At 49.9% G+C, this 20,296-nt stretch carries 17 protein-coding genes and 1 riboswitch; of the genes, 7 read left to right on the top strand and 10 right to left on the bottom strand.

The annotated features are described in order from the left end of the window. Nucleotides 1-222: 222 nt before the first annotated feature. The 3 genes from ACJJJA_RS08475 (at nucleotide 223) to ACJJJA_RS08465 (ending at nucleotide 4,984) form a co-directional block, all read left to right on the top strand. Nucleotides 223-2,727, top strand: coding sequence for a TonB-dependent siderophore receptor (locus tag ACJJJA_RS08475; protein WP_444904311.1), 2,505 nt, complete (start codon nucleotides 223-225; stop codon nucleotides 2,725-2,727). 205 nt (nucleotides 2,728-2,932) lie between these two features. Then, nucleotides 2,933-3,853: an ROK family protein gene (locus tag ACJJJA_RS08470; protein ID WP_444904310.1), complete on the top strand. Its 921-nt coding sequence runs from the start codon at nucleotides 2,933-2,935 to the stop codon at nucleotides 3,851-3,853. 231 nt (nucleotides 3,854-4,084) lie between these two features. Further along, nucleotides 4,085-4,984: an alpha/beta hydrolase gene (locus ACJJJA_RS08465; RefSeq protein ID WP_444904309.1), complete on the top strand. Its 900-nt coding sequence runs from the start codon at nucleotides 4,085-4,087 to the stop codon at nucleotides 4,982-4,984. Nucleotides 4,985-5,054: 70 nt separating this feature from the next. Here the strand turns inward: ACJJJA_RS08465 and ACJJJA_RS08460 are convergent, their stop codons facing one another. The 9 genes from ACJJJA_RS08460 to ACJJJA_RS08420 form a co-directional block, all read right to left on the bottom strand. Continuing rightward, nucleotides 5,055-6,065, bottom strand: coding sequence for an alpha/beta fold hydrolase (locus tag ACJJJA_RS08460; protein WP_444904308.1), 1,011 nt, complete (start codon nucleotides 6,063-6,065; stop codon nucleotides 5,055-5,057). Nucleotides 6,066-6,507: 442 nt separating this feature from the next. Further along, nucleotides 6,508-7,464 (bottom strand): hypothetical protein, encoded by a 957-nt coding sequence (locus tag ACJJJA_RS08455; protein ID WP_444904307.1) that lies wholly within the window; start codon nucleotides 7,462-7,464, stop codon nucleotides 6,508-6,510. 242 nt (nucleotides 7,465-7,706) lie between these two features. Further along, complete coding sequence (locus ACJJJA_RS08450; protein ID WP_444904306.1) at nucleotides 7,707-8,081, bottom strand: hypothetical protein; 375 nt, start codon at nucleotides 8,079-8,081, stop codon at nucleotides 7,707-7,709. Between the two features lie 78 nt (nucleotides 8,082-8,159). After that, entirely contained in the window at nucleotides 8,160-8,531 is a 372-nt protein-coding gene (locus tag ACJJJA_RS08445) for a hypothetical protein (protein ID WP_444904305.1), read from the bottom strand. A gap of 430 nt (nucleotides 8,532-8,961) precedes the next feature. Then, complete coding sequence (locus ACJJJA_RS08440) at nucleotides 8,962-9,390, bottom strand: hypothetical protein (RefSeq protein ID WP_444904304.1); 429 nt, start codon at nucleotides 9,388-9,390, stop codon at nucleotides 8,962-8,964. Between the two features lie 131 nt (nucleotides 9,391-9,521). Continuing rightward, nucleotides 9,522-10,121, bottom strand: coding sequence for a hypothetical protein (locus ACJJJA_RS08435; protein ID WP_444904303.1), 600 nt, complete (start codon nucleotides 10,119-10,121; stop codon nucleotides 9,522-9,524). 77 nt (nucleotides 10,122-10,198) lie between these two features. Continuing rightward, nucleotides 10,199-10,540 (bottom strand): cupin domain-containing protein, encoded by a 342-nt coding sequence (locus ACJJJA_RS08430; RefSeq protein WP_444904302.1) that lies wholly within the window; start codon nucleotides 10,538-10,540, stop codon nucleotides 10,199-10,201. Beyond that, on the bottom strand, nucleotides 10,540-11,967 hold the full coding sequence (locus ACJJJA_RS08425; protein ID WP_444904301.1) for an RDD family protein: 1,428 nt from the start codon (nucleotides 11,965-11,967) through the stop codon (nucleotides 10,540-10,542). Before ACJJJA_RS08425 ends, ACJJJA_RS08430 begins: the two co-directional genes overlap by 1 nt. Then, a complete protein-coding gene (locus ACJJJA_RS08420; protein WP_444904300.1) occupies nucleotides 11,967-13,658 on the bottom strand; it encodes an Hsp70 family protein in 1,692 nt (563 codons plus the stop codon). The genes ACJJJA_RS08425 and ACJJJA_RS08420 overlap by 1 nt, the downstream gene beginning before the upstream one ends. A 260-nt stretch (nucleotides 13,659-13,918) precedes the next feature. On the opposite strand from ACJJJA_RS08420, the gene ACJJJA_RS08415 reads away from it, so the two are divergent. Continuing rightward, nucleotides 13,919-15,583: a SulP family inorganic anion transporter gene (locus ACJJJA_RS08415; protein ID WP_444904299.1), complete on the top strand. Its 1,665-nt coding sequence runs from the start codon at nucleotides 13,919-13,921 to the stop codon at nucleotides 15,581-15,583. Between the two features lie 219 nt (nucleotides 15,584-15,802). Here the strand turns inward: ACJJJA_RS08415 and pdxH are convergent, their stop codons facing one another. Continuing rightward, nucleotides 15,803-16,441, bottom strand: coding sequence for a pyridoxamine 5'-phosphate oxidase (pdxH, locus tag ACJJJA_RS08410; RefSeq protein ID WP_444904298.1), 639 nt, complete (start codon nucleotides 16,439-16,441; stop codon nucleotides 15,803-15,805). A gap of 277 nt (nucleotides 16,442-16,718) precedes the next feature. Here pdxH and ACJJJA_RS08405 point away from each other — a divergent pair, with 277 nt between their 5' ends. The 3 genes from ACJJJA_RS08405 (at nucleotide 16,719) to ACJJJA_RS08395 (ending at nucleotide 20,250) form a co-directional block, all read left to right on the top strand. After that, nucleotides 16,719-18,347 (top strand): 5-guanidino-2-oxopentanoate decarboxylase, encoded by a 1,629-nt coding sequence (locus ACJJJA_RS08405; RefSeq protein WP_444904297.1) that lies wholly within the window; start codon nucleotides 16,719-16,721, stop codon nucleotides 18,345-18,347. A gap of 1 nt (nucleotide 18,348) precedes the next feature. Beyond that, nucleotides 18,349-19,782 (top strand): aldehyde dehydrogenase family protein, encoded by a 1,434-nt coding sequence (locus ACJJJA_RS08400; RefSeq protein WP_444904296.1) that lies wholly within the window; start codon nucleotides 18,349-18,351, stop codon nucleotides 19,780-19,782. Between the two features lie 65 nt (nucleotides 19,783-19,847). Next, a riboswitch (SAM-I-IV-variant riboswitch) is annotated at nucleotides 19,848-19,976 on the top strand. A gap of 58 nt (nucleotides 19,977-20,034) precedes the next feature. Then, a complete protein-coding gene (locus ACJJJA_RS08395; RefSeq protein WP_152454298.1) occupies nucleotides 20,035-20,250 on the top strand; it encodes a hypothetical protein in 216 nt (71 codons plus the stop codon). Nucleotides 20,251-20,296: the final 46 nt, after the last annotated feature.

Here is a 20,296-nt window from a genome sequence, read left to right as displayed (position 1 = left end):
GGCTCCTTCCATTGAAGAGTAACTCTCACTGATTGATTTAGTTACACTCTTAAAATCAATATGCAAATTTCCCGAAAAATTCTATTGCCTACATTAAATCACAGTGGTTTAATAAATAAAAAATGGCCATCCCGCCATGCGAATCAAGAAAAAAGAAGAGCCCAACCTAAATGGGCCGCCAGCAAAAACTAATAACCATAAGTGATGATTGAGGAGAGCGTCGTGAAGGCAGAAGACTTTCAAGCCGATTGCAAATGGGTCAGAGGTTTTAAACCAAGTTCAATCGCCCTGGCGATAGCGGTGGCATCCAGTGTTAGCACTGTGGTAACCGCCCAAGAGCAGCTGGAGATTGAGGAAGTCATCATTACCGCTACGGCACGCCCCGTAACGAAAATGGAATCCAGCATTTCCGTCAGCGCCCTAGATACCGAAGAATTGTCTAACTACGCCCCCCGCTCAACCGCAGAAGTTTTTCGCAGCCTGCCAGGTATACGCGCGGAATCTTCTGGTGGCGGTGGCAATGCCAATATCACTGTAAGGGGAATTCCGCTTGCCACTGGTGGCTCCAAGTACATGCAGATCCACGAGGATGGGCTGCCAGTACTCGAATACGGCGATGTCAATTTCGGCAATACCGACAACTTTATTCGAACCGATTCTTCCCTATCTCGAATTGAAAGTGTACGCGGCGGCTCTGCTTCCACCTTTGCCAGCAACTCCCCCGGCGGTGTGATCAACATGATCAGCAAGACCGGAGAAGAGGAAGGCGGGAATATAGGCCTCTCCTTTGGTGCAGATTACGATGAAAGCCGCCTGAACTTCGGCTACGGGCACCACCTCAGCGATACCCTGCGGTTTTATGTAGGCGGCTTCCTGCGCGAGGGGGAAGGTGTTCGTGAAACCGGCTTTGATGGCGATTCCGGTGGCCAATTAAAGGCCAATCTCACCAAAGATTTTGACAACGGCTATGTGCGCCTTTACTACAAACACCTTGACGATCGGGTGACCACTTACCTACCCGGCCCGGTAACTTATAAAGGCAATGGAGAGTTCGGTACTGTAGCCAACTTCGATGCCAGCAGCCAGACCCTGCACTCCGACAATTACCGCGATATTTCTACTTTCGATGCCTATGGCAACCCGGTAAATCGGGATCTTAGCGACGGTATTGAATCCCTGGTAGAAGCCTATGGATTTGAGAGTCAATTTGAATTTGAGAATGGCTGGACCATTACTGACAAGTTCAGAATCTCCGATATAAGCGGCAGCTTTATCTCCCCCTTTACTGACACCTTTGGCAATTACGGCCCACAATCCGCACAAAGTATGGCAGACCTGATCTGTGCCAATGCCGTTAGCGGAGAGGGTTCTGCAGTGGACTGTAGTGCAGGAACCACTGTGACCTACGCCAATGGCGGAGAGGTCGATGAATTAGCCTATCTGAACTTGTTGTTCGATACAGAAATCCATGATCTGGGATTGATCGTCAACGATTTCAAAGTCGATAAGCTCATTAATGACAACATTGTTGTTTCCGCAGGCTTCTACTACTCCAAGCAAAATATCAAGACCAGCTGGAATAGTTGGAATGCCCTAATCCAAAGCGTGGATGGCAGTGACTCCCAGAATCTAACCATCACAGCGAATGCCAACGGGGATTTGTTAGTCGATGATGGCCTCTGGTCGGCAAGCTTTCTATCCTATGCCTGGGACCTGGAATATGAAACCTACGCTCCTTATATGAACGTGTCTTTCGATGTTGGGGACTTCACCTTCGACGTCAGTGCACGCCACGATATGGTCAATGCAAAGGGCTCTCTGGTTTCCAGTTGCTGTGGTGGCGATACCGATTACGATATCAACGGAGATGGCATTATCAGCGATGTGGAAGATGCGAGCGCATCAGATGCCTTTGGTTTTACCGGTGGCATTATCACTATGGCTAACGGCAATACCCAACTGGTCGACTATGATGCAGATAACACCTCCTTCTCCCTTGGCGGCAACTATGCAATCAATGACAGCATGGCGGTTTTTGCTCGTTACAGTGAAGGTGGCCGCGCAATTGCCGATCGCCTGCTGCAAATTAGCGGCGCTTTAAATAGTGATGGCAGCCTCAGCGACACCACCGATGGCTTTGATTCTGTTGACCAGCTGGAGATCGGTTACAAGTTTACCGCTGGTGACTTTGATATTTTTGCCACCTATTTCAATACCATCACCGAAGAGACCAATGCGGAAATCACCAGCGGCCTAACTTTCGTACGCGAGTATGAAGCACAAGGTATAGAGCTGGAAGGCTCCTATATTTATGGCGATTTCTCGGTTAACGGCAACCTGACCTGGACGGATGCCGAAATCAGCAAAGATGCGAATAACCCATCGGTAGTCGGCAATACCCCCCGCCGTCAGGCAGATATCATTTACACCATTACCCCGCAGTATAATTTTGGTGACAGCCTAATTTTCGGCGCCAGCCTGCAGGGCTCCACTGAGTACTACGTTTCCGATTCCAACCAGCTGAAACAAGATAGTTATGTCTTGGTAAATCTGTTCGGCTCTTATTATGTTACTGAGGATCTCACCGTTTCCTTTAACGTAAACAACCTTACTGATGAATTTGTTGTAACTGAGGTTGAAGAGTCTTACGCAGAGGCGGGAGATATTGTTCGCGGCAGAGCCATCAGCGGCCGCTCCACCAGTGTCAGCTTCAATTACGCATTTTGATCGTTGTCCTCCCTACTCCAGTAAGTCGTTTGCAGCCCGTTTAGGGCCGCTTGCAAACACCGGGTGTCCAGCCTCCCCGTTGGCACCCGGTCTTTTTCTTCAACGAGAAACTTACTGCAGTCACTCCTCCAGTGGAGTAGCCTGTTAAAATTAACCGACCAAATATTTCTTTAAATAGAATACCCAGCCAGTGGAGCGAATTAGGATGGAAGTGCAAGGCAACGCAGTAAATACCTTGCTTGGAGGCATAGAAGCCGGCGGCACAAAATTTAATTGTGCAATTGCCGCAAATCCCGATGATGTCTGGGAGAGGGCTAGCTTCCCAACCACCACACCGGAAGAAACCCTCGGTCAGGTCATTGAATTTTTCCAGGCCGGCGCCCAACGCCATGGCCCTATTTCCACACTGGGTGTCGCAAGCTTCGGCCCGGTAGATTTAAATCCTCAATCCAGCCAGTACGGGTTTATTACTAACACCCCTAAAAATGGATGGTCCAATACCAACCTGGCCGGTCAGTTACAGGGGGCCCTCTCTATTCCCGTAGCTTTCGACACTGATGTCAATGGCGCGGCGCTGGGAGAGCACCTGTGCGGCGCCGCTGTAGGTGTAAAGAATTTTGTCTACGTCACCATCGGCACCGGTATCGGCGCCGGGGTAATGGTAGATAGCAAACTGGTAAACGGCGCCATGCACCCGGAAATCGGCCATATGTTGATGCCACAGGATCGACGAAGAGACCCCTACCCAGGCCACTGCCCATTTCATGGCAATTGTCTGGAAGGCCTTGCCTGCGGCCCCGCTATTGAAGACCGCTGGGGCCTGCGCGGCCAGAGTATGGACAGTGACCATCCAGCCTGGGATCTACAGGCGGAATACCTAGCCACCATGTGTATAAACCTGACCAGCTGCTACTCACCGGAACGAATTATTCTCGGTGGCGGCGTTATGGAACAAACACACCTGTTCCCACGCATTCGCCACAAGTTTCTCGACCTGGCAGGTGGTTATTTCCCCCAGGTATCCCAAGGCAACATCCGCTCTTTTATAGTCCCACCAAAACTCGCCGGCCGCTCCGGAGAGGTGGGTTCTCTGCGTATGGCCCAGGCACTTTGCTCCAGCTATTAGATAACCAAATCCTCCCTCACAGGATGTGGAAGCGCCAGGGGAATATTCCTGGCGCCACTCCACCCGCCAATCTGCGCCCTACAACTCCCTTTCCAACTTATATACTCATCTTTGCGACTGTTGGCACAGCGCAAGGTAGCTAGTCTCGTATCCGATCTGATAGGCTTGTCAGTCTTGACCGCCCACTGACGCGGCTGAGCACACTTAAGCGTGGCTCATTAAGGGATAAAGATGAAAATAATTAAAATATTGTTTATAGGCTTAATGGTTTTGGCCACTCAGTTTGTGCAAGCCGGCACCGCTGAACCCACAACATTTACCCGCCAGGGCATTCTCTCTTACAACTTTCATTCCGACTTACTGGGGCGTGGATTTGTAATTGATGTGCTACTGCCGCTCTCCTTTAACCCGGAAGACAATACCCGGTATCCGGTCATATATATGACCGACGGGTATATGAATTTCCCTATGGTGGCACCGAACCTGATCCACGAACAGGTACCCGATGAGCAAGGCAATACCAAGCTACCACCAGTGATTTTGGTGGGTATCTCACACCCCCTGGACAGTTCTAACTTCACCTTACGTTTAACGGATTTTACTCCAGTACCTGGAGAGATTAGGGGGAATACTCTGGGTGGTGGCGCCAACCAATTTCTGGCGTTTTTGGAGAACGAGCTCAAGCCTTTTATCAATAATTCTTTCAAGGGAGATGAAAGTGACGAAACACTGGCTGGCCACTCCCTCGGCGGGCTCTTAGCCCTGCACGCCCTCTTCAATCACACCGATAACTTCGACCGCTATGTGATCGGCAGCCCCAGCATCTGGTGGGCGGATAAGCAAATTCTAGAAAGTGAACTCGCTTATGCCGAACGCCAGACTGACTTACCGAAAAGCGTGTATATGTTTATTGGTGGGGAGGAAATCTGCTTAGAAGAAGGAGAGGTTTGCGGCGTTCAAGATTTTAGGGACCTAGCCCAGCGACTCAAGTCCCGCGATTATGAAAATTTGACTCTACGCAAGCGAGTCATTAAGGGTGAAAACCACGATACCGTAGTTAATCCAGGTTACGATAAAGGGATAGAACAGGTTTTTAAAAGCAAAGTGCTACCACGAAAGTATTCGTTTTAATCGAACTTTCCGGCCCTAGAGCAGAAAAATGCTATAGGGCCCGGACACTACTCGCCAGGCTTGCTATCCATTACTCATACGCGTCACTAATACACTCCTCGGCCTCCAAAAAGACCAACATAGTCTTCTCCAGACTTTCTGCTGCGTCCATAAAAGGCAAGTGATGACTATCTTTTAGTACGGAGAAACATTTACTCCCTTTATACCTTTTATAATCTGCCTTTACCTGTAAAGGCGTGGTAATGGAATCATTCTCACCGACAACGAATAGAGCTGGTATCTGTAAATGATCGATACCTCCATTAACGCTCATCGCCTGAAGCTCATCGTTCATCTTATCGGCTAAGCTTCCACGCCGCTCCTGCCATCCAGGGAACTCTTCATCAATTTTTTCAGCGGCTAAAAAACCTCGAATATCAACTCCGTTCGCGATACCACCATTCGCTCGACTCGCCCACTTGGATAGCAGCAGATAATGCTCAGAGGGGGACTCTTGATATTTTTGTAACTCCTGTATGGCTAACTGATTACCTTCCTTCTTCGCCCATTGCAGAGTTGCTTCTAAGCTGGTTTCTGCCTGCTTCTGCGCATCCTGGAAGGAAGAGATAAACACCAACCTCTCTAATGTCTCAGGATGCTCACTCGCATAGAGAGCTGCAAGCCCCCCGCCCCAAGAGTGACCAACTAAGGTAACCTTATCTTTCTTATAGTGCGTTTTTAAAAAAGAAATAACATTGTGCACATCTTGAATATTGTTCTTTATCGTTAATGTGTCTTCGCTCACCTTAAGAGACTTGCCGGCCCCTCTTTGATGAAGATAAGCCACTAAATACCTTTCTTCGAGCGCCCGCCCAACAGTTACCTGAAATGGAACTAACCCCAACTCCACATCTCCCGGGCCGCCATGTAGAAACAGAATTAATGGTTTAGAAGGGTCACGACCTGACACCTCTAGATGCAGCTTTGCACCATCACTATCCACTACTCCTTTATAAACGACCTCTCCCGCAAAGGTGTGCCCGGCAAATAAAGCAAGAGAAGTCCTTACAAGGAAAACATTCAACCACTTCAAATTTAACATATCTTCACCAGAATAAAGTTATAAAAGAGCTTAGGATTTTCAGTGCCCAACTAACAAGATATAAGACAACAATACGATGCTCTGACTTCAAAGAATTTTTATTATAAAAAACCATACAAAACATCAACTTTGAGGTGAGACGAGAATAAAATCAGGTAAAGCAGGAGCCCGCTGAAAAATCTAAAAGCCCACATTCTTAATGGTTAAGAGATACATCAAATCCAAGATCTATTAATAGGAATGTGCAGCTCGTGCCGCCAGGGTTTAAGTGGCATATTTTTTTAAAATCAGTGCGACCACCAGCTGAATCAAAGCTTATTGCTTCACAGATCACAAATAGCCGACCTTCACCGCCCCAAGCATTTAAGCTCCAAGAGAAATTCAAGAATTTCATGGGTATACTACGAACTACCCAAGCAACAATTCACAAAGATGATAAACTTTAACCCCGCTCCAAAAGTTGGCCGACATTGTGCTCCTTGTTAGCTACCTTTAGAGCCTCCCCAAAACTCAAAATAGAAGAACTCATTGATCTCGGTGATAGCGCCTTCAAGTTTTTCACTGAAATCTCCTCAACGTCGGAGAAAGGTGCAAAAAGTGAAACCTCTTCTAATATATCTAAATCACTACTATAAGATTTTAGCGGAGATACTCTCAAAATATCGCCAGGTATATTTGGGATGTGTACATCAAGGCAAAAACCGTTAATAAAAGCAATTTTAGAAAGAATAAATGGCCATGGCGAAAACAACCGATGCTCCAACCCCCAACAAGGCTCAGCATCTCGGTGCCTTAATACCTTTGGAGACAAAAGCTCACTTATAGCCGCTTCCATCTCATGAATATTCCCCTCGCACATAGCTATATAAAATCGGCTATCAATAGCGTAAAGCTTGTATTTTTTAGGAGATCCTGACAAAAAGGCCTCAGCTCTACTTTTCAACAAGCCCCAATCACCGGCAAGCGCTAGCCTGAGTTGCAGAGCATGGAATTCAGGGTTGTTTATATTATCGCAAACATATTTACCCTGACTTTTCCTTAGTAAAGGAATGAAATATTGCTTGCCCCAATGGATTAACTCCGGACTATCTGACATCAATGGATACAGGAGCTGACTATCTGGACTCTTGCCCATATCAGCAGGATAAAAGTGTGAATATAAAGCTAGCACCCTACCAACATCAAATGCAGATTCTTTCGCCTGTTCAATATCACCCTGTTTAAATAAAGCTTGTAAAGTCTGCACTACAAGAGCATCCATTAACATGAGCAAAGGCCCACTTACTTTACCTCCTTCACTCAGGAAGCGCTTAAAGTTACTTTCACAGCGCTCTATTCTTCCGGGCTTATCAGAAATTTCCAGCCGCTTTAACCCATCCAAGAAAACTTGATCACTCATCTATAAACAACTTATTAAAAATTAACACTAAAGCCCTTAAGGCTAATAATTACAAAATATTTTCATAGCCACCGGGCATACAACATAGAAATTCAAACTCCTCAGACGATCTTTTGGACCAAGGTCAACGAGATAATCTCTATAAGCTTTTAGACTGAATAGATATATACAAACCCACAAGTCCACCCGACCCCTATGACTAGGCGACATTGAATCAACGATAACCACCTTCACTAATGAACTTATCGTCCATGCGCCTCTAGAAAATCAACCCACTGCTCAACCAGCTCTTTAAACTCCACTGTTGACAGCTCTAGGTCAGGAGAACCCATATCGCTTATAAACTTCGTGTTCTGGTGCTCGATATAAGCCAACCCAAAAATCTCAGCACCGAGCTCAGTATATTTTTTCTCTCCAGACAAAACTGAATCTATTTCCGGCAACACATCCTCTTTAATTTCTTGAGAGACTGCCCACACCTGAAAAAAACCTTCCAAGACCTCCTCTTCATCCAGCTTAGGATACAAGCTATAGCTATCATATATTTTGACTATGTCTATTCTTCTGTCTGCAGTCCTTAGCTCGCCCACCACAGAAAAAGGAGCGTAGATTTTCATCGATTGTATCCCCACAAAAAAATTCCACTTGACATCAAAGACAAGCCGTACCGAAGCAACGATACTCCCTCATTAAACTTATTGGCCATGTATCTCTAGAAAGTCAACCCACTGTTTGATTAGCTCTCTAAACTCCATTGTTGGCAATTCCAGGTCAGGAGCCACCCCCCCTATAAGCTTCGTAGTCTGAGATTCGATATAAGCCAAGCCAAAAATATCAGCATCGACATCCGTATAAGCTACCTTGCCAGATATAACTGAACCTACTTCCGGTAACAAACATTCCTTAATATCTTGAGATGAGTCCCAAGCTCGAAAAAAATCATACAAAATCACGTCTTCATCTAGGTCTGAATACAGAAAATAGGCGCCACTCTTTTTGATTATATCTATTCTTCTATCTGCGACCTTTAGCTCGCCCACCACAAAGAAAGGAGGATAAATTTTCAACGACCATATTCCCAAAAAAACTCACTTAAGCTCAAGCGCTAAGCTGTGTTGAAGTAACAGCTTTTAACAAGTACAAGCAATCGCAGCCCACCCCGCAATCTAATTACGCTGATTGATGGTACGGTTTGAGCTGAGGCGGCCGTACATCACGAACCCCACCTAAAAAACAGATATCAACCAGCCCATTTTCCCTAACGAAACGGAGAGGCTCAGTAGCTGCCAGAATCCGTGGTCATAGTCTATTCACTTAAATTTGTTGTTGATAATCGTATAATCCATCAAGCATTTACCGGGGGGCGCCTGAAAACGGGAGCTCTCTGCGATCCAGGCCATCAATAGATAAGCCAGGTAACGGATTCCCAGTCCCATAAGTAGCTACGCGCACCATCTTGCTATCACAATAGAAGCGACAAAGCCACCCATCTCTACATCATTTTACTTGCAAATATTTACTGCCAATATATCGCCCACCAATAATACAGGGAATATATATTACTAATGCATAAATAATGGCCCACTCAGAAGAATTCATAAAAGCAATAAAAGTAACCAGCAAATAGGGGACCGCCGCAACAGCCAATACAATTTTGGCATTCATTGAGGCAGTATCCTCACTTGTACGCGCCGCCATAGCACCACCCAATAACAATATCAGGGGTAATGAGATAATACTCACCAGCAAGTACAGGGAATGGAAAGGAATAGCAGATAATAGATACAACCAAGAGGCCAAACCGGCAGTAACAGTAAAGAATGCTATACCACATGCCGCCGGGCTTTGCGGTATATTCTTACTGGTTGCTGCACGGTAAAGTGCAATCAATATAGTAACAGCCCCAACTATTAACAAAACATTCATATTAAACCTCAATTCTGTTATCTACAGCCGCACAAAAAAATCCTAGAAAAGAAAATTCATCGAAAAATACATATCAAAAAAAATAACAACCCACTACAAAAAGTGAACTCTCCCAGCCTTACAACTAATTTTCAGGAAAAATAATCAAATATCTTACCTATAAGTTCTAGGTCCTGATAACCTTCAGGATCAATCTCTCTGTTTAGCACCCTTTTTATATAATCCGTATCGCCAAGCAACCCACGTACAACACAATAATGTACGCATCGCATTCCTCGCGCTACTTCAGGAACACTTAGGTATAATTTTTCCTTAGTATCTAAGCAATACTGCTCGTCTATATACTCCTTACCAAACTGAAATATTCTACCCAAATTATAAAAAACTTGTTCCACTGCCTCTTGCTGACTGCCAAAATCTTTAACATAGACGGTAAATTCCAGAGGATACCCCAACTCTTTCCTATGAATTTTTTTTGAAAAAGTAGCAACTTTACCAACTGGAAGACCTGACAAATCAGATACTATAACTTCGACCTCCTTAATATAAACACCTACCGCAGGCTGTATCATTGCTGCGGCGGGAGAACCATAAAAAAACCAAAAAGGATCAATTATGAGGTCACAAAATTTTACCGGGCGAGATTGATACCGTTTAGATACAAACTTCCAATCTTCAAGTTCTTCCGCCTTCAGTTTGGCTGCCGCAAGAACATCTGCTTTAAATGTCATATAACCTCTAGAAAAGCAAAACTGCTTAAAAATGAGCAAGCAGCTAATCAAGTCTTTATTGCACTAATAAATTTGCTCTACAACTCCACCCGATCCCCATGGCTAGGCTGCGTTGAAGTAACGATAAAAACCAAATCTATGGAGGCCTTATTGAACAGCTGATGAGGAATCCCAGCGGCTATATGCAAACCTTGGTCGGGAGAGAGCAAATACTCTTCACCACCTCGTTCAATCGTGGCCGCGCCTTGTAGTGCAAAGAAAAACTGTTCAGATTGCCGGTGCAGGTGTCGAACTTCTGAGCAGCCAGGAGGCACTCTCTCCTGAATCACATTGAGAGAATCGGTTCGTACCAAGTGCCAGCCATCGCAGCCCTTTCCCCAGAAGTAGTGCTCGACATTTTCTTTTGAGACTACAGTCATCACTCCTCCCCCCGCAATCTTCGCAAATACTCCTCGCGGGATTTACGCATGTTGATGACATGACTTGAGCTGAGGCGGTCGTGCATCAGGTTTCCGCCTAAGAAACAGTTAATCAACCAACCGATCTTGCCCAACGGTAGGGTGAGGGTGAAACTCAGTAGGCGCCAAAGGCCGTGGCCATAGCCTATTCGCTCAAATTTTTTGTTGGTGACCTTATAACCCATCAGATATTTACCCGGCGTCGCCTGAAAGCGGGAGCTCTCTGCAATCCAGGCCATCAATAGATAGGCCAGGCAACAGATCCCCAGCGCCATGGTTGTGGCGGCGCCTTCTGGCATATCGTATACCTTCATCATCACAATCGAGGCGATAAAGCCAACCACGACGTACAACAACAATAAATCCAGTAAGACAGCAACGCCTCGGGCCAGCAAGTGGCCAAAGTAGTATTGATCATAGGTTTCTTCCGGCTGGGTGATTTTCTGCCGGATCAGCTTGCGCCCACCTCTAAGCCCTTGGGCGGGGTCTACAGTTACTTCTTCGCTGTGCAGCGAATTAAAAATGCAATCACAAAGGGACTCGTCCAAGGCGCCGTATAAATAGGAGGCATTACCATCCCAGTCGAACAAACTATTGCAGTACTGAAGAATATTGTTAGAAATCTGAACTTGTTTTTTACCTTTAGAGGTAGCTTCACTGGCCTGCAAATTTATTCTGGCAAAACGTTTGAAGATTGAGAGGCCCAGATTCCAATTATATTCCTCATCGAGCATATAAGGCGTATCGGTGAGAAAACGCCAATTTTCTTTTACATCGAAGTTACTGGGTTCTTGCAGCAGCCTATCCACTTGCTCCAACACCCGATGGTACTCGCCAATTCGCAATGTTCGCTGTGGGTCTTGTTCAGTGTCATCCTCTTCAATAGGATTTTCTTGCACATTATCTTCTTGTGCATTCTTACCTTCAGAATGCTGCTCTTCAGCATGTTTCTCTGTAGAGGTCCCCTGCTGTCTCTCAACCCCAGGTTCCTGGTCCTGGACTTGGTTCAGGTCAAGAGAGACTTCTGATAGAGCTTGCTCAATAGCTTCTGTAGAGACTGGGGGGTGGTCTTGATGATTCGGCTCGCTACCTTGCTGAACCTGCGACTCTGCTTGCCCTTGTAATTGCGCGGCCTCTGGTGAAAGTGCAGCCTGCTCAACACTGGCAACTTCCGCAAGCACCTCGTTACTTTGCAGTTCCTCACTTTCCTTTTTCTCTTCTTTAAGCTCCTCGGCGGCTTTCAGCGCCCATTTATAGGCGCTGTGTAACTGCTGAAACTCTTCAGGCTTTTCATCCGGGCGGGTTTGCTTCAGTTTTTTTGCGTAGGCGCGCTTGATCGCCCGCGCATCATCACAGGGCTCTAGTTCGAGTATCTCCCAAGGACTCATTAAATCCAGTCCTCACCGTCGAGCTTATCGAAAATCTCCGTGAGTTCGGCACGCGCCTTGCCAATCTCCACCAGGTTTTGTTTATCCAAAACCCGATCGAAGCTGGCGAGCAATTTAGCTATATAATCGCGCTGCTCGCCGAGGCTCGCTTCATACAAGCGTTCACCACGGGCGAGCAGCGCCCGGTTTTCCTCATCTTCACGGGGATGAAATTTGAGCTTGGCCAGTTTTTCCAACGCTTGGGCTTTATCCTGTTCATTCAGGGCGCCCGGCGTAAATTCCACTAACTTATTAAATGTTTTACCGGTGGAAACGACGGTGACATCCACTTCCAGCAAACCGTTCATATCATAGCTATAGCGCACTTCCACCACTTCCTCGCCCCGGGGTTTCTTGGGTACCGGCACCGTGAGCTCGCCCAGATAAACATTTTTCTTTACCAGGCGATTTTCTCCCTGATAAATATCGATACAGACCTCGTCCTGATCATCGCGGGCAGTGCAGACGCTGCGCACGATACTCACAGGTACCACGGTGTTGCGCTCAATAATCGGCAGGAAGTAATTGCCCAGCTGCGGGCTGTCTTCATTCACTATGCCGGTACCCAGGGTGTAGGGGCATACATCGGTGAGGACGATATCATCCAACGCGGAATTTTTTTCCTTGAGCCCGGCTTGAATAGCCGCTCCCATGGCGACAACAGTATCCGGGTCCAGGTGGCAGGAGGGTAAGCGGCCAAACATACGTCCCACCATAGAGCGGAACAGGGCCAGACGGGTGGAGCCACCCACCAATACCACTTCGTCAATTTTAGCAGGTGGCAAATCGGCATCGCGCATAGCGCGCTCAATCGGGCGCTTGGCTCGCAGCAGCAACGGAGTGCTGAGTTTCTCAAACCATTCGGGAGTCGCTTTCCATTCGAGTGCACGCCCACCGAGGTTTAATTTAAGTAACTGCTCTGCCTGCTGGCTGATACGGCGCTTGGCCGTTTCCAGCTGCATATACAGATTCTGCAGTTCGCGCGGTTTCAGGGAAGATTTTTTCAGCTGCAATTCTTCCAGAACACTGTCGATCATTGCCTCGACAAAATCCTCACCGCCCAGGTAGTTATCCCCGGCACTGGCATGTACTTCCATAATGCCATCGAAGAATTCCAGGATGGAGACATCGAAGGTACCACCACCCAGGTCTAGCACCAGGAAATTCCCCTCCCGCTTATCGTGCAGGCCGTAGGCAATTGCCGCAGCAGTAGGCTCGTTGATCAGGCGCTCTACCTTGAGGCCTGCCAGCTCTCCAGCCAATTTTGTCGCCTGGCGCTGGTTATCGTTAAAGTAGGCGGGCACACTGATTACCGCTTCGCTGACCTCTTCCCCCAGGAAAGCCTCTGCATCCTCTTTGAGAGAGCGCAGTACCAAGGCGGAAAGTTCGGTAGCGGTAAATTGCTGGCGACCCAGTTTGACTTGATGATCGGTGCCCATCAGGCGTTTAAAGGCGGCAACGGTGGTATCACTGTGATTGATCAGGCGCTCTTTTGCGGTTTTCCCCACCACTAGCTTGCCAGTGTCATCCAAACCAACCACCGATGGGGTCAAGGCCTCTCCCAGACGATTGGGAATCAGCTTCACGCCATCTTCCGTTAAAACCCCACAGGCGCTATTGGTGGTACCCAGGTCAATACCAATAATGGCCATAAATCCCCCTACCTATTTTTCTCAAAACTTGATCAAGCACAGTCGTACCAACGGGTTTTTATACAGTATTTCCCGCAATCTGGTTGGCGCGATATTCTAAGCGTCCCTGCACAAAAATAGCCAGAGAGTGCAAGCACACGAAAGGCAAGTGCTGAAAACCACACAAATAGACTGGCCGTAGAACAACCCTCCTTCTGGCAGTTCCACATAACTGCCATATCCTTAGAGTCATTCGAAATCCACGAAGAGGCACGGCCTTGTTGACGGGTAGATTTGAGGGAGTGAACCTCAAAGGGGATCTCTTTGGTGGAGTCACCACAGCCGTGGTTTCGCTACCCATGGCACTGGCGTTTGGGGTTGCTTCTGGGGCAGGAGCCAGTGCGGGGCTGTGGGGGGCGATTCTGATCGGGCTATTTGCCTCCTTGTTTGGGGGTACCCGAACCTTAATCTCTGAGCCTACCGGTGCCATGACAGTAGTAATGGCTGCGGTGATCACCACCATGATGGCAGAGCACCCCGACCAGGGACTGGCAATGGCCTTTACCGTGGTCATCATGGCGGGCATTTTTCAAATTGCTTTGGGGGCGTTAAAGCTCGGCAAATATATTGTCTTGATGCCCTACAGCGTGGTCTCAGGATTTATGTCCGGGGTGGGTATTATTCTGGTAATTTTGCAGATTGGTCCGTTACTCGGCCAACCCACGCCCGCTGGCGGGCCGATGGAAACCGTACAGGAATTGCCGGAGCTAGTCAGAAATACCCACTATGGGGAACTCTTCCTCGGTTTACTCACCCTCGGAATGCTGTTTTTTTTACCAAAGAAACTCAAACAGCTGGTTCCACCCCAACTGGTGGCACTAGTCGCCATTACCTTGCTTTCCATGGTGTTGTTCGACAACGAAGAGATCCGGCGTATCGGCGAAATTCCCAGCGGCTTGCCTTCCCTGATTTTGCCCGACATCACCTTTGATATGTTGTCCACCATGCTGATTGAGGCGTTGGTGCTCGGCACTCTGGGCTGTCTCGATACCCTGCTAACTGCAGTGATAGCGGACAGCCTGACGCGCAGGGAGCACAACCCCAGCCGGGAATTGATCGGCCAGGGCATCGCTAACACCGTATCCGGTTTGTTTGGCGGCCTGCCCGGCGCGGGTTCCACTATGGGGACCGTGGTGAATATTCAGGTAGGGGCGCGTTCTCCTCTGGCCGGTATAGTGCGTGCGCTGATCCTACTGCTGGTGGTGCTCTGGTTTGCCCCCCTGACGCAACCGATTCCTATGGCGGTATTAGCCGGTATCGCGGTATTCGTCGGCATTAATATTCTCGACTGGAGTTATATCCGACGCGTTCACCATCATCAGGTGGCAATATTCCCAACCTTTATTATGTACAGCGTTCTGTTGATGACCGTGTTTGTGGGCTTGATTTACGCCGTGGCCATTGGTGTATTCCTTGTCAATATCATCACCATTGAGCGGCTCAGCCGTATTCAGGAAAAAAGTGTTAAAGCGATTTCCGGTATCGAGGAAGGCGATCCTCTCAACCGGCGGGAACGGGAGATGCTGCGGCAGTCAAAAGGACAGATCCTGTTTTTCTTTTTATCGGGCCCAATGTTGTTTGGGGTATCCAAGGCCATTACTCGCCAGCAAGCCGCAGTGGGTAAATTTAAAGTCATCATTATGGATTTAAGTACAGTACCCATGATTGATACAACAGCGGCATTGGCACTGGAAAATACCATGCGTGATGCCATTAGTTTAGGCTGCAAAGTCTATCTGTACTGCCCCAATGAGCCAACACTGGACAGGTTGGAGAAATTACATATCCGGGATTGGATGGACGAGGATTGTTTTGTCGAAAGCCGGGTTGAGGCTCTCATCAAAGGCTTGGACTTTCTCAATCGCGAAGGCGAAAAAAAGGCCTGACCCGCCCTACTAATAAATGCAGTGTTTCTAGAATAAAACATCTATTTAACCTGCAGCCTTAAAATGACATTTTAATGGGTAAGCTTTTTTAATTTGGCAAATATTCATTACCCTTTTCTATTTTGCCTGAATGTAAAATGATAAAAATCAAAGCAAAAAGCGGAGTCATAACCCCGCTCAAATTTTCCACGCCACACTTTAGCTAAAATTCTGCGGCCACTAGGGAGACAGACGATCCAGCGTCCACAAACCGCTATCATCGGCGCGGTAAATAAAGCGATCGTGCAGGCGATTGGCACCACCCTGCCAAAATTCCACCGCGTGTGGCACTACCCGATAACCGCCCCAAAAATCTGGCAGCGGTACTTGTCCATCTGCAAAGCGCGCCTTTTCTTGGTCAAACTGTTTTTGCAGTTCCTCACGGGATGACAGTGGCTGGCTCTGGCGCGAGGCCCAGGAGGCCAGCTGGCTTTCCAGTGGGCGGGACTGGAAATACTGCTCGGCATCCTCACGCGTCACCGACTCCACATTGCCGTTAACAATGACCTGGCGCTCCAGGCTATGCCAGGGGAACAGCAGGGATACCTGCGGGTTCTTCTCCATATCATGCGCTTTTTTGCTTTGCAGGTTTGTGTAAAAAACAAAGCCGCGCTCGTCAAAACCTTTTAGCAATACAATGCGCTGGGAGGGCTGGCCGCTGCTATCGGCCGTGGCCAGACACATGGCACTAGGGTCAGAAAGTTTGGCCGCCAGAGCCTCCTCAAGCCATTCGCGAAACTGCTCCACCGGGGTGGCTTTTAACTCCGAACGGCGCAAACCGCCAAGCAGGTATTCACGACGCCATTGATCGATTTCCATGGTGCTACTTCCTAAGTTATTCAAGCTCAAAATATATCCAGCCAGCTGAAGCAAAGCGATTTTTATTCCAGCTACGCGACAAATCCTCTTGTATCGCAACTCCCTTTACACAAGGAATCTTACGGCTCGGGGGCCAAGTTTCCTGTCGCGACACGGGACGAATCTCAATTTTCCTGCGTATTTCCCCTCGCAGGTGCAGACTCTGCGGGCGCTTGCGTGCTTTTTAGTGGGCCGCTAGGCTCACGGCATTTTTACACAAATAAGGAAAATGGTGGCTATGTCCTCTGCGCCCACATGCGCCCAGGTGCTCATGCGCCTGCTGCGCGACTACCAAGTGGAAAAAGTCTTCGGCATCCCCGGTGTCCACACCATCGAACTGTACCGAGGTCTGCCCGGCAGTGACCTGATGCATATCACTCCGCGCCACGAACAGGGTGCCGCCTTTATGGCGGATGGCTATGCCCGTGCCAGTGGCAAGATTGGTGTCTGCTTCCTGATCACCGGCCCCGGTCTCACCAACGCCGCCACCGCCATGGCGCAAGCCTATTCCGATTCGATTCCCATGCTGGTGATCTCCGCAATCAATCGCCGCGAAGACCTGGGCATGGGCCGCGGCCGCCTGCATGAACTGCCGCAACAGAGTGATGCCAGCCGCGGCTTCTGTATCTGGCAGCACACGCTCAGCCAGGCTGAGCAATTACCAGAGGTGATGGCACGGGCATTCCAGCTGCTACAGTCCAGCCGCCCGGGGCCTGTGCATATCGAAATCCCCATCGACCTGTTCCCGGCTCCCATGCCCGGCCAGCTGGAAGACTACAAAGCTGCACCAGCCGCTATGGCCCCGGCGGCAAATAGCGCTGCTATCGCCACGGCCGCCGAATGGCTGCAATCCGCCCAGCGCCCGGTCATCCTCCTCGGCGGCGGTGCCCAGAGCGCCGGCGAAGCGGCTACCCAAATTGCTGAAAAAATTGCTGCCCCGGTATTTCTGTCTCTGGCCGCCAAAGGCGTTGTAGATGAACGCCATCCACTGTGTGGCGGTGCCAACCTGAGTTTCGATTGTGTACGCAACCGCGTGGAGAATGCGGATGTGGTGCTGGCCGCGGGCACCGAACTCTCTGAAACCGATCGCAACCTGGTGCGGGACGATTACGCCTTCTCCGGCAAACTGATTCGTATCGATATAGATGCTGCACAGCTGGTATGCAACGCCCAACCGGATCTGGCGATCTGTGCTGACGCCAAAGAGAGCCTGCAGCAATTGGAAGCCGCCCTGATCCAACGCGATGCAACAGCAGGCGGACGTTCTGAAAAAGAGGTTGCCCAGTTACTAAAAGACTGCCGCAAAGAATGGTGGGATGGCTCCGAACAACGCTTCCCCTGGGTTGAGGCCCTGCGCGAAGCCCTGCCGGAAAACGGTATCCTGGTGACAGACTCCACCCAGCTGGCCTATAACACTAACCACGCCCTGCCCCTATATCATCCGCGTAGCCATGTGACCTGCACTACCGGTTATGGCACCCTGGGCTTCGCCCTGCCTGCGGCAGTTGGCGCCAAGCTCTCTAGCGAGCGGGATGTGATCGCCCTGATCGGCGATGGCGGCCTGATGTTTACCCTGGGCGAATTGGCGGTGGCTGTTGAGCAACGTTTACCTCTGCCCATCCTGGTATGGAATAACGCCGGCTACGGCGAAATCCGCGACTTTATGGATGCGGCGGAAGTGCCGCAGGAAGGTGTAAACCTGAGCACCCCGGATTTTGTTGCCCTGGCCAAGGCCTTTGGAGCCGAGGGCTGTCGTATCGACCAGCCCGGCCAATTGGCGCAAGCAGTAGCCGATGCCCTGGGCCGCCAGACCCCAACCCTGATCGAAATCAGCGCGCCTTCAGGCGCAGAACAAATGGAAGCGTGACATGACAGATCTCAGCAAACTGCCCACGGGCAAGCTGTTTATTAACGGCGAATGGCGCGAGCCTCTGGGTACCGGGACTCACCCGGTGATCAACCCGGCCACCGAAGAATTCATCTGCCAAGTGGCCGAAGGCTCGGCCGAAGATGTGGATCTCGCCGTGGAAGCCGCGCGCCAAGCCTTCCACAGCTGGCGCAACAGCACCGCACAGATGCGCCGCGAACTGCTCAACGCCATTGCCGACGGTATGGAAAAACGCAAGGAAGATCTGGTTCAGGCCGTGTCCCAGACACTCGGCTGCCCCGAACATATCACCCGCTGGTTGCATGTGGATGGCCCTATCTATGCCATGCGCTACTACGCCGAGCGCACCGCGGAAATGGAAAAAACAGAGAAGGCCGGCCATTCCGTTCTATTCCGCGAGCCCGTGGGCGTGTGCGGTTTTATCACTCCCTGGAACTACCCTCTGCACCAGTTTGTGGGCAAAGTGGCTCCGGCCCTGGCCGCCGGCTGCACCATGATCACTAAACCCGCTGAAATCACGCCGCTGCAGGATTTTGTGATGGCGGAAATTATTGAAGAGGCCGGTGTCCCCGCCGGCGTCTTCAACTTGGTACCTGGTGCTGGCTCTGAAGTGGGTGCGGCGCTCTCTGCCCATCCCGGTATCGATATGGTCTCCTTCACCGGTTCCACTCGTGCCGGTGTGGAAGTGGCCAAGGCCGCTGCGCCCACGGTGAAGCGCGTAACCCAGGAATTAGGTGGTAAGTCCCCTCTGATTATCACCCCCGATGCAGATCTGGAAGCCGCCGTACGCTGGGGCTGCGAAGATGTGTTTATCAACAGTGGCCAAACCTGTACCGCTCTCACCCGTATGCTGGTACCTGCCGAACGCTATGACGAAGCGGTAGAAATCGCCCGCCAGGTGGCCGAAGACATCGCCATGGGCACCAATGAAAATGCCTTTATGGGCCCACTCTCTTCCGCGCGCCAGCGCGAGATAGTGCGCGGCTATATCCAGAAGGGTATCGACGAGGGTGCACGCCTGGTCACTGGCGGCGCCGAGGTGCCCTCTGGGCTGGAGAAGGGCTTTTATGTGAAGCCCACGGTATTTGCCGATGTACACAACGATATGAGCATCGCACGCGAAGAGATCTTTGGCCCTGTGACCTGCCTGATCCCTTACAAGGATATGGATGAGGCAATTACCATCGCCAATGACACCGAATACGGCCTATCCAGCGGTGTTTGGGCAAAAGATGCAGAGAGCGCCATGCCTCTGGTGCGCCGCATCGAGGCAGGCCTATGTTTCGTCAATGGCGGCGAGTTTAATTACGACGCACCCTTTGGCGGCTACAAGCGCTCTGGCAACGGGCGCGAATTTGGCGAGGCCGGCCTCGGCGAGTTTATCGAACTGAAATCTGTGCAACTGCCGGCATAAACTTCTGCACCGCCTGCAATCGTGGGCGGTGCAGTTGACTGCCAATCCCCTCCCCGCTATCTTTGCTCGCACATCACGAGAGTGGCTGACGCCAACGCCAACCTGCCGACCGGGGCAAGGTGGTTCTCTCTCTGCTGGCACACCAAAGCCTGCGGGGAGGATGGGGCTCTACAAGAGCAATCCAACCGGATTAGCGAATACCCTTTCGCCGCTTCCACGTCAGCCCTCCAAAGTTTTACCCTTGGAGGGACCATGTCCGAATCACCGTTATCCAGTAAAGACGTTATAGAAATTCAAATTGCCAACCAACGCAGCCGCACCGCGGTGAGAGCCGTGAGACGGGCCGATCGGCAATTGTTGTGGCAACTACTGTTCGACACCGCGGAAGAAGCTTTAAAATTCGCCACCAGCTGCCGTGCCAGCGAGCAGCCAATCACTGCCCACAAGGCCTGCGAGCTGGCGGGATAAACGAGAATCCAGTGGCGCCATTTTGATTCGCGCCAGATACCTAGTG

The organism is Microbulbifer mixtoriginis (SeqCode), assembly GCF_052466865.1.
The sequence above is the reverse complement of the archived record's forward strand: the minus strand, read 5'-3'. Positions and strand labels throughout refer to the sequence as shown.